General features: G+C 63.8%; 15 protein-coding genes. 12 read left to right on the top strand and 3 right to left on the bottom strand.

Annotated elements, in window-relative coordinates:
• Positions 1-612, bottom strand: a 612-nt coding sequence (locus tag WAN02_RS16760) for a TetR/AcrR family transcriptional regulator (protein ID WP_422265337.1), incomplete at its 3' end; no start/stop codon positions are given.
• A gap of 99 nt (positions 613-711) precedes the next feature.
• On the opposite strand from WAN02_RS16760, the gene WAN02_RS16755 reads away from it, so the two are divergent.
• The 10 genes from WAN02_RS16755 to WAN02_RS16710 all read left to right on the top strand — a co-directional run bounded on the left by WAN02_RS16755 (position 712) and on the right by WAN02_RS16710 (position 11,197).
• Positions 712-1,866, top strand: a complete 1,155-nt coding sequence (locus WAN02_RS16755; RefSeq protein WP_422265336.1) for an LLM class flavin-dependent oxidoreductase — start codon at positions 712-714, stop codon at positions 1,864-1,866.
• Positions 1,867-2,283: 417 nt separating this feature from the next.
• Positions 2,284-2,478 (top strand): ferredoxin, encoded by a 195-nt coding sequence (locus WAN02_RS16750; RefSeq protein WP_422265335.1) that lies wholly within the window; start codon positions 2,284-2,286, stop codon positions 2,476-2,478.
• A gap of 335 nt (positions 2,479-2,813) precedes the next feature.
• The gene (locus WAN02_RS16745; protein WP_422265342.1) at positions 2,814-3,689 is read left to right on the top strand and encodes an SDR family NAD(P)-dependent oxidoreductase; all 876 of its coding nucleotides are present in this window, start codon (positions 2,814-2,816) and stop codon (positions 3,687-3,689) included.
• Between the two features lie 41 nt (positions 3,690-3,730).
• On the top strand, positions 3,731-4,963 hold the full coding sequence (locus tag WAN02_RS16740; protein ID WP_422265334.1) for a cytochrome P450: 1,233 nt from the start codon (positions 3,731-3,733) through the stop codon (positions 4,961-4,963).
• A 4-nt stretch (positions 4,964-4,967) separates the two neighbouring features.
• On the top strand, positions 4,968-6,146 hold the full coding sequence (locus WAN02_RS16735; RefSeq protein ID WP_422265333.1) for an aromatic ring-hydroxylating oxygenase subunit alpha: 1,179 nt from the start codon (positions 4,968-4,970) through the stop codon (positions 6,144-6,146).
• A 6-nt stretch (positions 6,147-6,152) separates the two neighbouring features.
• Positions 6,153-7,049, top strand: a complete 897-nt coding sequence (locus tag WAN02_RS16730; RefSeq protein WP_422265332.1) for a hypothetical protein — start codon at positions 6,153-6,155, stop codon at positions 7,047-7,049.
• On the top strand, positions 7,046-7,804 hold the full coding sequence (locus WAN02_RS16725; protein WP_422265330.1) for a Zn-ribbon domain-containing OB-fold protein: 759 nt from the start codon (positions 7,046-7,048) through the stop codon (positions 7,802-7,804). The genes WAN02_RS16730 and WAN02_RS16725 overlap by 4 nt, the downstream gene beginning before the upstream one ends.
• Positions 7,801-8,967, top strand: coding sequence for a thiolase C-terminal domain-containing protein (locus WAN02_RS16720; protein ID WP_422265329.1), 1,167 nt, complete (start codon positions 7,801-7,803; stop codon positions 8,965-8,967). The genes WAN02_RS16725 and WAN02_RS16720 overlap by 4 nt, the downstream gene beginning before the upstream one ends.
• Positions 8,968-8,991: 24 nt before the next feature.
• The gene (locus tag WAN02_RS16715; RefSeq protein WP_422265328.1) at positions 8,992-10,518 is read left to right on the top strand and encodes a class I adenylate-forming enzyme family protein; all 1,527 of its coding nucleotides are present in this window, start codon (positions 8,992-8,994) and stop codon (positions 10,516-10,518) included.
• Positions 10,519-10,585: 67 nt separating this feature from the next.
• Positions 10,586-11,197 carry a TetR/AcrR family transcriptional regulator gene (locus tag WAN02_RS16710; RefSeq protein WP_422265341.1) on the top strand — a complete coding sequence of 204 codons (612 nt, stop codon included), beginning with the start codon at positions 10,586-10,588 and terminating at the stop codon, positions 11,195-11,197.
• 41 nt (positions 11,198-11,238) lie between these two features.
• Here WAN02_RS16710 and WAN02_RS16705 read toward each other — a convergent pair whose 3' ends face one another.
• Positions 11,239-11,631: a hypothetical protein gene (locus tag WAN02_RS16705; RefSeq protein ID WP_422265327.1), complete on the bottom strand. Its 393-nt coding sequence runs from the start codon at positions 11,629-11,631 to the stop codon at positions 11,239-11,241.
• A 3-nt stretch (positions 11,632-11,634) separates the two neighbouring features.
• On the opposite strand from WAN02_RS16705, the gene WAN02_RS16700 reads away from it, so the two are divergent.
• Both WAN02_RS16700 and WAN02_RS16695 read left to right on the top strand, forming a co-directional pair.
• Complete coding sequence (locus tag WAN02_RS16700; RefSeq protein WP_422265340.1) at positions 11,635-11,874, top strand: cytochrome C oxidase subunit IV family protein; 240 nt, start codon at positions 11,635-11,637, stop codon at positions 11,872-11,874.
• Positions 11,775-12,605 carry a hypothetical protein gene (locus tag WAN02_RS16695; protein ID WP_422265326.1) on the top strand — a complete coding sequence of 277 codons (831 nt, stop codon included), beginning with the start codon at positions 11,775-11,777 and terminating at the stop codon, positions 12,603-12,605. The genes WAN02_RS16700 and WAN02_RS16695 overlap by 100 nt, the downstream gene beginning before the upstream one ends.
• A gap of 125 nt (positions 12,606-12,730) precedes the next feature.
• Here WAN02_RS16695 and WAN02_RS16690 read toward each other — a convergent pair whose 3' ends face one another.
• Positions 12,731-12,997, bottom strand: a complete 267-nt coding sequence (locus WAN02_RS16690) for a PEP-utilizing enzyme (RefSeq protein WP_422265339.1) — start codon at positions 12,995-12,997, stop codon at positions 12,731-12,733.
• Positions 12,998-13,239 lie beyond the last annotated feature (242 nt).

Below are 13,239 nucleotides of genomic sequence, written 5' to 3'. Positions count from 1 at the left end.
GCGATCTTCCCAGGCGTGGCGAAACAACGACGGCACGACGAAAGTGTGGAGCAGCGTCTCCATAGCGGCTTCGTCGAGGTCGTCGCGTGGCGTGAGCCAAGTCATCTGCCCTTGCAGCCAGTCGATGATTGCGTCCTCAGTGGCATCCATGCGGAGGCTTCCGGTGGACCGGGCCCGCTCGAGGATCGGGGAGAGGCAGCGTTTGACGTAGGTGTGCATCGGTGACCCGGGTCCGGAGAGGATCAGGCTCAGTCGCGTGCGTGAGAGTGCCTCGGCGAGGTAGGCGAATTCTGTGTCTTGGCGGCCGGCGGTGACGCAAGCGACGATCGCGGTGGCGAGGGCCTGCTCGGGGGCCGCGGTGCTCATGCGCGTCTGCTCGAGGATCTCGTCGGAGAACTCGCGGCATCGCTCGAGGAGGGCGAGTTCGACCAGTTGCTCCTTACTGGCGACGTACCGGTAGAGGTACTGGCGCGGGATGCCGGCGCCGGCGGCGACGTCCTCCATCCGCGTGCGGTGAATGCCGTAGCGGGCAAATGCCTCGCGAGCGGCTGAGACGACTGTGGTGAGCGCCGCTTCGTTGTTGGCGCGGCTTTTGCCGATCGTGTCGAGCACATCGCAACCGTACCATCTGATGATTGACAAGAATTGATTATTGTCATATGTTTTGCGTCCACGCAGCTCACCACGCTGGCGAGGAGAGACATGAGGGATGTGAAATACGGGGTCGCCCCCGTCCAGTTTCCGCCGGTCGCGGGGCACCGGCAGGCCGTCCAGGCCTACGATCAGGCTGGACTCGACTTCCTGACCTATTGGGATCAGCACTGCCTGACGATCCCACGCTCGATCTGGACCCCGGATCTGGCGCCAGCGGCAGAGCTGTTCCACATCGACGCTTGGCTCGAGCCCTGGCCGCAGCTCACCGAGACCGCCATCGTCACGGAGAACATCCGGATGGGGCTCTCGGCAAGCGACGTCTCCCGCCGCAGCCCGGACGTGCTCGCGCAACTGGCGCTGACGCTCGATCACTACAGCGAGGGCCGCTTCTTCCTCGCGCTCGGCGCGGGCGAGAACAAGCAGAACACGCCCTACGGCGTCACGCGGGACCGCCCCTTCGGACGGCTCGAGGAGGTCCTCAAGCTGCTGAAGCTGTGGTTCTCGACCGACGAGCCGGTTGACTTCGACGGCAAGTTCTGGCAAGTCAAGAACGGCGGTATCTCGACCCCGGCGTATACACCGGGCGGTCCCGATCTGCTCGTGGCCGGCGGCCCGGGGAAGGCGATGAAGTACGCCGCGCAGCTCGCCGATGGCTGGTGCTCATACTTCCCCGGATCGACCGCGGAGGAGTACGTCGAGCAGGTCGCTGAGTTCAACCGCCTGGCCGGGGAGGTCGACCGCGACCCGTCGACGCTGACCAAGCTGATGCTGTTTGGGGTCGTGCTTGGCGATGACGACGCCCACGTGGACGAGCTCGTCAGCAACCCGGTGATCCGCTGGGACTCGGCCGCGCTCGTCCCCGGTCCGCAGGCGTGGGGCCGTCACGGACAGGTCAACCCACTCGGGGCGGACTTCGCGTACGTCAGGGACCTGCTGCCGATGGAGGTCAGCCGGGAGGACGCGCTGAAGGTGATCGACAAGGTCTCGCCTGAGATGGTGCGCAACATGCGGTTCTCAGGCACACCGAAGGAAGTGGCGAAGATGATCCAGCCGTTCATCGAGGCCGGATGCACGCACGTGATGATCGGGGACTACGGGGCCCTGGTCACGTCGGGTGACATGGGCTCCGCGGTCAACGGCGCCCGTCGCCTGGCCGAGACCTTCGATGGGCTGCGCGAGCTGAACGGCCAGCCCGTCACGAGGGCCGCATAGCGTCTTGGCTGCAGCACATGATGTTTCGTGCTCGGCTTAGGGGCCGCGCGAACGCGGCCCTATCGTGGCATACGACCGCAGCGCCGAGGTCGGCCTCGGGTCTTGCCTGGACTCCAAAATAACTAAATCCTATAGTTTTGCATGAAGCGCCGAGATCCCCAACGCTGAGCCGACGCAGATTGAGAGGTCATGACCACCCAGCCCGATGGCGCGGCTGACGAATCTGCGTGTGCCGGCCATTGTGCTCACGGAACCCCTGACCGGCTCATCCTGGTGGACAGCGGCAGGCGACTGGCCGGACTGATCAACGCGTGTCGGTATGCCGAGCTACTTGGCGTGGGTGACCTTGACCCTACGAGGCGCCCGATCAGTTTGCTGAGATAGTTGAACACACGGACGAAGTGGAGGCGACAGGTAATGAAGGTGCGCCTTGAACGCAGTAAGTGCGCCGGACATGCGCAGTGTTACGCGGTCGAGCCCGACTTGTTCCCGATCGACGACGACGGTTACTCAACGCTGCAGGAGCACACCGTCGCCGCTGGCGACGAGGAGGCCACACGTAGGGGTGTGGCGGCGTGCCCGGAGGTCGCGCTGATCCTCGAGGAGGACTAGCGCAATCGCGAACCTCACCTGCATCACACCTCCACACCACGAACGAGTAACCTTGTTACCATAGATTACCGCCCGCGGGCAGTGGGCTCGCGGCGGGATTTGGGGTTGCAGATCCAGTCTCGCCTGAGGTGCGCGATCCGCAGATATCCGCTCCCCAGACCAGGGTGAATCTCGAGCCGACACGGCTTTGACGCAACTGCGCGGAACCACTCACGACGAGCCCCGGTGGCTCGCTGCAGAGCAGCTGACATTTCTTGATTGACGTCTCATATCTAATGTCGTAAGGTTATGGCCCGAGCCAAGTTGTCCAGGTCACAGGAATTCACAGGAGGATGATGAGACTCGAAGGCAAGGTTGCCGTGATCACCGGAGCGGGCTCTGGCCTTGGCCGGCAAGCGGCGCAACTATTCACCTCAGAGGGTGCCAAAGTCGCGATCGTCGACATCGATGCCGACCGGGCCGAGCAGACCTTGAAGCTGGTCGAGCAGCAGGGTGGTGACGCCATCGCGATCACCGCCGATGTCGCGGTCAAAGATCAGATCACCGGGGCCGTCAACGCGACTGTCGACCATTACGGCAAGCTCGACATCGCGTGGGCGAACGCGGGAATTGTGTCGCGCGGTGGTGCGGCGGCTCTCGGTACCGAGCAGGCCGTCGAGTTCGAGGACATGACAGAGTCCGATTGGCAGCACGTGTTAGGTGTCAACCTGAGCGGCGTTGTCTACACCGTTCAGGCCGCGATTCCCCACCTGAAGGCCAATGGTGGCGGCACCATTCTGGCCACGTCGTCGGCCGCGTCGTTGGTCGCTTACCCGAAGATCGCGATGTACTGCGCGACCAAGGCCGGTGTCAACGGGCTGGTACGCGGCTTGAGCCTGGACCTGGGCCGCTACGGCATCCGGGTCAATGCCATCGCGCCGACCCACGGCATGTCGCCCAACTTCTTGATGCCCGCGGGTGCACCGGTGGTCGCCCAATCCTACGAAGAGGTTGCGGGCCCGTGGAATCCCACCGTCTCGCCGATACCGCTCAAGGTGCCCCGCCCCCCGTCGCTGCTCGACAACGCCAAAGTGGCGTTGTTCCTGGTTTCCGACGATTCGGCTTATATCTCCGGGGCCACCATCGGCGCCACTGACGGGGGCACCCTCGCGCGCGTCGGAATGTGGTTCCCCGAGGACCTCAACCCCGAGGCCGTTCCCAACGCGAATTGAGCTGGCACCGAAGCTGACTGCGAACGAATGGAGCGAGAGAGATGACCACAGCAATGGATCGGGTACCGCCAGACCTCGTCACGGACTTCGACGTCTATGAGCCGAGCCTGGCCACCCCGGTGGACGTGTTTCAGCAGCGGGTGGCCGAGCTGGCCACCAAGGGCCCGGTGGTGTATTCGCCGGCTTACGGTGGACACTGGATTGTGACCCGTTACAAGGAAATCCAGCAGGTTCTGACCGACCCCAGTACGTTTTCCAGCTACCCGAACAACCTGGTCACCCCTGCCGATTTCGGCAAGTTCATTCCGCTCGAACTCGACCCGCCGGAGCACACTGCTTACCGCCACGTGTTGCAGCCACTGTTCAGTCCGCAGCGAATGAAGAAGCTCTCCGACGACATTCGCACGGTAGTCAATGGGTTGATCGATGAGTTCGCACCAAAAGGCCAGGCCGAATTCATCTCCGAATTCGCCCACGAACTACCCGCCAGGGTCTTTTTGGCCTTGATGGACTGGCCGTTGGAAGACGCCGCGCTGTTCGCGGAGGCCACCGATGTGGTGCTGTTCGGTAAGCCGGGCGGTACCCCGGAGGAGTCCGACCAGGCCAGGATCGCGGCCGGTTTGACCGTGGCCGGCTACTTCCAGAAAGTGATCGAGGATCGGCGGAGCAATCCACGGGACGATGCGACATCCACATTGATCAACACCGAGGTCGCACTGCCCGACGGTACCCGGTTGCTCGAAGACCAAGAACTCATCTTGATGTTCTACCTGCTGTTGATGGGTGGCCTGCACACCGTGCAGGGATCGCTGGCATGGGCAATCCTGCATCTGGTCGACAACCCCGCCCAGCGCGAGGACATCATCACTGACCCAGCCGTGGTTCCCAGGGCCGTGGAGGAGATTCTTCGCATCGAAGCGGCCGTCGCCGCCGGCCGCCGCGCGACCCGCGAAGTCGAACTCGGCGGGGTCAGCATCGCCGAGGGTGACCAGCTGCTGTTGATGCTGTGTTCGGCAAACCGCGACCCGGATACGTTTCCCCATCCCGACGACTTCGACATCAACCGCTCCCCCAACCGGCACTTGTCATTCGGCGCCGGGGTGCACCGCTGCCTAGGGTCACATCTCGGCCGCGTCGAGTTGACCATCGCGCTTGAGGAACTGCACCGTCGGATCCCCGACTACCGGCTGGTGGAATCGGATCCTCCCGTCTTTCACTCGACTCAGGTGCGCGGCTGCCTTCGCATGCCAATCACCTTCACGCCGGAGAAGTGAGCCGATGACCACATCGCTTCCCCGCCAGGACCGAATTCGTCGGGCACTTGAGCTGTTGCGTAATGAGACGACCGACAAGTTCGACGACGTTCTCGGCTTTTCAGCGCGCGAGTTCACCGATCCGGTACTCGCTCAGCAGGAGCGCGATCTCATTTTCGGCCGTGTCCCGTCAATCGTGGCCCACGGCTCCGAGATCGCTCGCCCGTATGACTTCATGACCGTGCAAATGCCACGCAACAACCTCATCGTCGTGCGCCAAAAGGACAACAGCATAAAGGCTTTCGTGAATTTATGCCGTCATCGCGGCGCCCTGCTGGAGGACAGCGAGAAGGGCCGCTGCCGGTTTTTCTCCTGCCAATACCATCGATGGTCCTACGATCCCAATGGATCGCTGCGAATGGTTACCCGCGATGCCACTTTCGGCGAGATCGACCGTAAGAAGCAGGGTCTGGTGGAAGTGCCGTGCGAGGAAAGGCACGGCTTCATCTGGGTGGTCGACAACGCTCACGCCTCGATCGATGTCGCTGCCTGGCTGGGCCCGGATATGGATTCCATCCTGGCCGGTTATCACCTCGATGAGCTCCAGTGCTTCCGGTCGGCGGGATTCGACGAACCGACCAACTGGAAGATCATGCAGGATGCGTTCCTCGACGGCTACCACATCCAGTACGCCCACCCCAACACCGCAGCCAAGATCATCCACACCAATGTCATGGCATTCGAGGATTTCGGTCGGCATTGCCGGTTCATCGCACCGCGCAAGTCGATCGACCGCTGGCTGGAGGAAGACCCAGGCGACCGCCAACTGGATCGCTACGTCACCGAAACACACTTCCTGCTGCCTAACAGTACGTTGCTCCGCCAACCGGATCACTTCCAGCTGTTGACCTTCCGGCCCCATCCGAGCGATCCGACCAAGTCCCGGATGGAGCAACGTCTGATGGTCCCTCGGCAGAAAGACTCGGGTCTGGAAGAGGATCACTGGAACAGCTTGTGGGAGAAGAACTGGGACATTCTCCTAGCCGTGTTGCACAACGAGGATTTCCCGCTGCTGCGCAATTCGCAGCGCGGGATGGCCAGTGCCGATGCCGGCGATATGCTGTTGGGCCGCAACGAGACCGCCAACCAGGTGTTCCGCCGCGAGACCATAAAGCTGCTCGCCCGAGACAACACCACTGCGTGATCTTCGATGATCAAATACGAGTGGCGGACTGGTCTCAGTCCCGACGAATCGGCCGAGCTGTCCGACCTGCTCGGGCGGGCCGCAGAGCACGATGCCGAGGCCGAATACAACCGAATTGACTTCGCCGACGTCGATCGTGCGATGTCTGAATCCGATTCGTCAGTGCGCCATCTGGTGATCTGGATGCTGTCCCACGCCACCGCGATGGGTGAGCCCGATCAACCCGATCGCATCGCCGGGTTGATCCGCCTGGAGTGCTCGCCAGACGGGTCCGCGAACGCCGGCGCCGTGATCGACCCGCAGCTACGTTCGATCGGCATCATGACGCTGCTGGTAGAACGGGTCGGCTTGGACACCGAACGCCCCGGCGGCTGGCTGGACACCGGTGCCCACACGGTGACCGCCTGGGCACGAGGTAACCATCCCGCGGCCGGCCGGCTTTCCAACCGGTTTTTGATCCCGCGCACCCGGCGGGTCTGGAAACTCGTCCGCTCGGCTGACGCCGTCGAGGACGCCACCGCTGCACCGGTTCTGGAACCTGTCGATGATGCGGCGCTGGCTGACCTGGGCTGGGTGTCGGCGCGCCCCGGGAGCGACCACACCTTCGCGCTGCGTGAGGCCGGGCGCATTGTCGGGGTGACGGCACTGGATCTGCGCCCTGTGCCGTCTGAGGAGTTCGGCCGCTGCGCCACCATCGTTTCGGCTTTCGCCACACCGGCCGCCGACGCGCTGCAGCGTCGGCGGCTCCTCGACGGTGCGGCAGCCGCTGTCCACGAGGCCGGGATGACCGGCGTGATCATCCACGTCGACTCCGATGACACCGGCATGGTCAATGCCTGCCGACTGGTCGGCTTTCAACACGACCGCACCGACGTCCGCTATCAAATCGGTGGGCAATCATGACCGACACGATCCCGGCCGACCTGGCCAGCACCGTGGTCGCCCATGGCAAAGCGGTTGCCGCAGGCGACAACGACGCGGTATTGGCCGATTTCCTGCCTGACCGCATTGGTCAGTTGATCGCGTCGGCCGACGTCCCCGCCCGGCTCAAGGGTGCCGCAGTACGCACGATTACCGAAGCCGGGCCAGGACAATACGACGCCATCATCCGCTATACCAAACTCGACGACCACTGGTTTGAATTGCGCAGCCGCTGGGTGCATTTCACCGATGGCAGCTGGCGGGTGTCCAGCGTGCGCAACGTCCCCGACACACCACCATGGATGAACCTCACTGGTCCTTCTGGCGACGGGCTCGACACAGCGCACTGGGAAGGGCTGCGCGCCGGAAAGCTGCTGTTGCAGCGCTGCCGCCAGTGTGCGACCTGGATCTGGTCGCCGCGCCCGATCTGTCCGGCCTGCCACAGCTTCGACACGGGTTTCGAAGCCGTTGACCCGGTGGGAAGCATCTACTCGTGGACGCAAACCTGGCAGCCATTCACCCGAGAGGCCACCGGGCACCTGCCCTACACCGTGGTGCTGGTCGAACTACCCGCGGCCGACGCCCGCCGGGTGCTGGGCGTGCTCGCCCACGCGGACGGGTTGACCCCGCGCATAGGTGCGGCGGTGCGAGGGATCATCGAGCAGCCACCCGACGACCGGTACTGGCCCCTGGTGCGCTGGCACCTCGAGCCTGAGTCCCACGTGGAGGCGCGGTGAGTGGATTTCGCGCTTCGACCGCGGTGGTGGGAGTCGGCGCCACCGACTATTACAGACGGGGCACCAGCCCGATGTCGTCGGCACAGCTGGTGCTGCAGGCGATTCTGCGGGCTTGCGAGGACGCGGGCACCGATCCGCGTACAGTCGACGGGTTCGTGTCCTACGCAGGAGATTCCAGCGAGGGCCTGGCCATCGGGGCGGCACTCGGAGTGAATGAGTTGCGCTGGTCGACCCAGGTGTGGGGCGGCGGAGGAGGCGCCGTGGCGGCCGCGGTGAACTGCGCAGCCGCCGCCGTGCACAGCGGGCAGGCTAGCTGCGTGGCGGTATACCGCGGCCTGTCAGAAGCCACCGATGGCCGCGGCGCGTTCAACAAGGGGCACATGGGCCACCTCTACGGCGCGCACGGGATGATGGCCCCCGCCCAGGTGTGCGCGATGCGGACGCAGCGGATGCTCGAAGTCGACGGGGTGCCGGCCTCGACCATGGAGGCGGTGGCGCTGGCCGGCTACCACCACGCCCAAAACAACCCGCGCGCGGTCGCCTACGGTCAACCACTTGATCACGATCGCTACCAGGGTGCCCGGCTGATATCCGAACCGTTGCGACTCTTCGACTGCTCGCGCGAAAATGATGGCGCCACAGCGGTTTTAGTTGTCAGCGCCGAACGCGCCGGCGATTATCGCGGGCGGCCGGCGTATATCCTGTCCGGCGTGCAGGGCGCTACCGCCGGCTGGACCGAGTCAGTGGAGAACGAAATCAGATACACCAGTGCGGGATTTCATCCGGCACTGGTGAAGCGGCTCTGGGACGGCGCCGAAATCACCGCCGCCGACGTCGACGTGGCGCAGGTGTATGAGAATTTCACCGGGCCCGCGGTGGCGTCGATGATCGATCACGGACTGTGCCCACCAGGGCCGGCCGCCGGTGAGGTTCTCACCGTCGATAACTTGACCGTCGAGCGCGGTCGCCTGCCGATCAACACCGCGGGCGGAAACATCGCCGAAGGATTCGTGCACGGCATCGGCCTGGTGGCCGAGGCAGTCCGTCAGATCCGCGGCGGCTCGCCCAATCCTGTTGCCGGCGCGGATGTCTCACTGCTGATTGGCGGTCCGATGGCCCCGCTGGTCAGTTCGACGGTGTTCGGCTCGGCCGCCACAATCTGACATACCGCAGAATCGAGGAAGAATATGGCCGCGACAGTCGGGTCCGCACTGCACTGGTGGGCACGAACCAAGGGCGACCAGCCCGCGATCGTCCTCGGATCCGGCCAGCTCAGCTATCGGCAACTGCACGACTGGTCCGGGCGGTTGGCCCGGCAACTGGCCGGGGATGGCGTAAAGCCCGGTGACCGCGTCGGCCTGCTGGCGCCCAACGCACTTCAGTGGCCGGTGGCGGCGCTGGCGATCATGAAGGCCGGGGCGGTGCTGGTGCCCGTCAATGCCCGCCTGAAGCCCGGCGAGATCCGCAAGATCGCCGACGACGCCGGGCTCAGCCTGCTGATCGCCGCGCCCTCCCATACCACGATCGCGCACGAGGCACGTCAGGCCGGCCGCGAATTCGCAGTGCTGTCTTTTGACAGCGTCGACGCGCAGCGGACCGGTGATCCGGACGATTTCCGCGTCGACCGTGCCGCCGAGGAGCCGATCGCGGTGATCTTCACCAGCGGGTCCACCGGCCTGTCCAAAGGTGTCATCCTGACTAGCAACACCTTGCTGGCCATCGTGCTGGAGAACACCCTGACCGAGGAGGGTTTCCGGCCGGGCACGGTAACGTTGCTGGTGTTGCCGCTGGCATTCACCCCGGGCCTGGTGTACGGACTACTGATCACCGCGGTGCTGGGCGGAACCCTCGTCGTCGAGCCCGAACTCAATCCGTCCCGCGCGGTAAACCTGATCCAACAGCACTCGGTGCGCGCGATCTTCGGAGTTCCGCTGATCTTCGAGTCCATTTCTCGCGCAGATGAATTCGAAGATGCCGATCTGAGCTCGCTGCAGACCGCGATCGTCGGTGGCGCCGCCGTGCCGACGGACCTCCTGAAGCGCTGGGCCGACAAAGGGGTGTTGCTGCGCCAGATCTACGGAATGACCGAGGCCGGAGGCGTCGCCACCGCCACGCAGAAAACCGACGCGCTGGCCCACCCCGACTCGTGCGGCATCGGCTCGATCTTCACCGAAGTGGCGGTGATGGGCGACGATGGGTCGCAGGTCCCACCGGGTCAGCACGGCGAGATCGTGGTGCGCGGCCCCGGCGTCACCCCGGGGTATTGGGACGATCCGCAGTCCACCGCCTCCGCGATTCGTGACGGCTGGCTGCACAGCGGCGATGTGGGAACACGCGACGCGCAGGGGCGCGTTACCTTCGTCGACCGCATCAAAGACCTGATCATTTCCGGCGGAATCAACATCTCACCGGTGGAGTTGGAGGCGGCCATCGCAAGCCTTGACGGCGTAGCCGAGGTCGCGGTCATCGCCGCGGCCGACCCGCGCTTCGGCGAGACTCCCGCCGCGATCATCACGGTGTCACCTGAAGCCAAGGGTCTCGACGAGGCCGCGGTCATTGCGCACTGCGAACAACTGCTGGCCGACTACAAGGTGCCACGCTATGTGGTGCTGAGGTCGGAACCGCTGCCGCGGCAGCCCAGCGGCAAGATCGCCAAACGGGCCGTCCGGGAGGAATATCATGATATCGGCCAACGATTTACCCGCGCGAGGTGAGGCCCGGCCCCACGCGGGCGTGCTGTCACAGCCGGGATTATTCAGTAGCCCCGCCCGGCAGGGCAGGATCGGGAGGCACACCAACAGCAGCGTTCTCAGCGGCGACGCCGCTGAGGCACGCCGCCAGATCTTGGCCGCTGCCGAGATCGTGATTGCGCGCTACGGCGTCTCGAAAACCACGATGGACGACATCGGCAAGCAAGCCGGCGTCTCCCGGCCTACCGTGTACCGTTACTTCGGCGACCGCGATAACCTGTTGGGCGCGTTGATCGAGCGGCGCGCGCGGATGCTGTTCGATCGAGCCCGCGACTACATCCTCGGGTTCGAGTCCTTCGCCGAACAACTCGTCGAAGGGCTGTTGTATCTTATCGACCACGGCCGCAGGGATCCGATCGTGCGGACCCTGGTAGGTCCCGAATACCTCGATGTGACAAGCCCAATCGTCAACGGATCTGCACTAGCCGCCGAATTGACGGCCGAGATGTGGGAGCCCGTGCTCCGCCGGGCAACCGAACGCGGCGAAATCCGTTCGGACTTGGACATAGTGGCCGTCGGCGAGTGGCTGGCGGTGGTGCAGTTTACTTTGGTCGGGCACCACGACGTTACCGGCAGCGACGATCCCAGCACCCGGCTACTGTTGAAAACGTTTGTGCTGCCTGCGTTTATGCCTGTGACCTAAGCCGGCGTGGTAGATACCTGGCCGTCGTAAACGCTCGCAGATCAGCGGCCGGTCACTCCGTATAGCAGCATCTGCACCGTTTCTTCGATCTGGCGGCTCCTCCCTGGACGGCGCTGATCCGACGGAAAAAGCCAGTCGTCGAGCAACACAAGCGACAGCACCGAGCCGACGGACACGGCGACAGTCACCGGGGCATCCAGTTCACGGAAATGCCGCGCGGCACCGTGCTCCTGTAGCACCAACTGGACGGTGCGCGGGTTGTCCGCGAGTTTGCTGCTCACCCGCTTAGCAACCTCGGCCAGTGTTGGCTCACCGCCATTGACGCGGGCAGCGACGAGCGTGCGAAATAACTCTTTGTGCTCCGAGGCCAGACCGTAGAAGCATTTGACGAACGAACCGCAACCGGGGTGTCCTGGGCGCTCGTGACTCAGCACGGTATGCACCGTCACCAGCTGGCAAGCGTGATCATCTTGCTGATCGCTTTCATCAAAGTTCGCCTGGTCGGCATGTATTTCATGGAGTTGCGGGAGGCGCCGAATGTCTTGCGCGGACTCTTCGAAGCGTACTGCGTCATTGTGTGCTCGCTGCTGTTGGGAGTGTTTTATCTTTGCGTAGTTGCAATATCCTCAACATCTTTGGCTGTGAACATTGTCAACAACAGGTTAGAGAGGTCGTGATGGAAGCAAGAGTTCAGCGGGTCTTGATCTGGACAGGTCCGGCGATGATTGTCCTCTGGCTTGGCGCCTTCCTCTTTATTGCTGGATACATTCCACCGTCGGCCCCAACGGCGAGTGCGGCAGATATCGTCGCGCTGTATAAGGACCACACAAACGCCATCAAGCTGGGGATGGTGATTTCTATGGCCGGCTCGGCTCTGCTCGTTCCGTGGGCGGTTGCGATCTCGGGGCAACTCAAGCGGATTGAAGGAGCCAAGGCTCTCGCGGACACGCAGATGGTTTCATGCGCGCTGCTGTCGGTGGAATTCATCACGCCGATCGGCATCTGGATGGCGGCCAGCTATCGATACGACGACCGCGCCGCCGACGTCACCCGAGCACTCCATGACGTCGGCTGGATCCTCTTCATGACCGTAATTTGGTCGGTGTGGATACAGCTTCTTGCCATCGGCGCTGCGGTTCTGATCGACCGCAGCGGCGATCCGGTGCTTCCGCACTGGCTTGGATATTTGAACTTGTGGGTAGCACTGCTCATTATCCCGGCCGGTCTGGTCCTGTTCTTCAAGCATGGCCCGTTCGCCTGGACCGGACTTGTGGGTCTCTATATACCGCTCACCGGATTCCTTGTCTGGATTCTGTCGTTGACGATTACCGTCCACCGCAACCTGTCTCGGGAGATCGCCGCGACCGCATCGCAGGATTTGGAATCCCCCACATGGGCGCAGGCCTAAGACGCGCCCTGACCCGCAGGGACGCCCGACTCACACCATCTTCAATCAAGCGGCGCCCTGGTTTCCGCCCATCTCGATTTGAGCCGCAGCGGGCGCCGGACGCTGGGGGCGTTCGGCGGGCATGGTCAGCTGTCGGCGGTGGCGAGTTCGGATGGTGCCGGCTCGGTGTTGGTGTCGGGCAGGATCGTGACGACGCCGGTGTCGCCGTTGATGGTGATCGTGGCTACGTCTGGCACGAGCTTGAGTGCGCCTTCGGGTTGGACGGCAGGCAGGCCGTATTCGCGGGACAGGCAGGAAAAGTGGGCGAGCATGCCGCCGGTCTCGCCGACGATGCCGCTGACAATGTGGAAGACGGGTGTCCAGCCGGGATCGGTGCTGTTGCAGATGAGGATCTCGCCGGAGTGAGGGGCCGACCCAGTCTCCGCCCGCCACGGTCGAAACGTGACCGACTTCGCAAGCTCGGCGTACCTGGCGGACTGATCGAAGTCATCACATCGGAGTCAGATGAATCGGCGTAACACGTACCCGAAGGATGTTTTATGCGGGCTGCTCTAGGGGCGGCGCTGGCCGTGCTGAAGGCCGCGTGGGACGCGTCTGGCAGCCAATGAGGTTGTGTCGCTGAGCAGATGATGAC

Origin of the sequence: Mycobacterium sp., from assembly GCF_049281135.1 — a bacterium.
GTDB lineage: Bacteria > Actinomycetota > Actinomycetes > Mycobacteriales > Mycobacteriaceae > Mycobacterium.
This window is presented reverse-complemented; position numbering and strand designations above follow the sequence as displayed.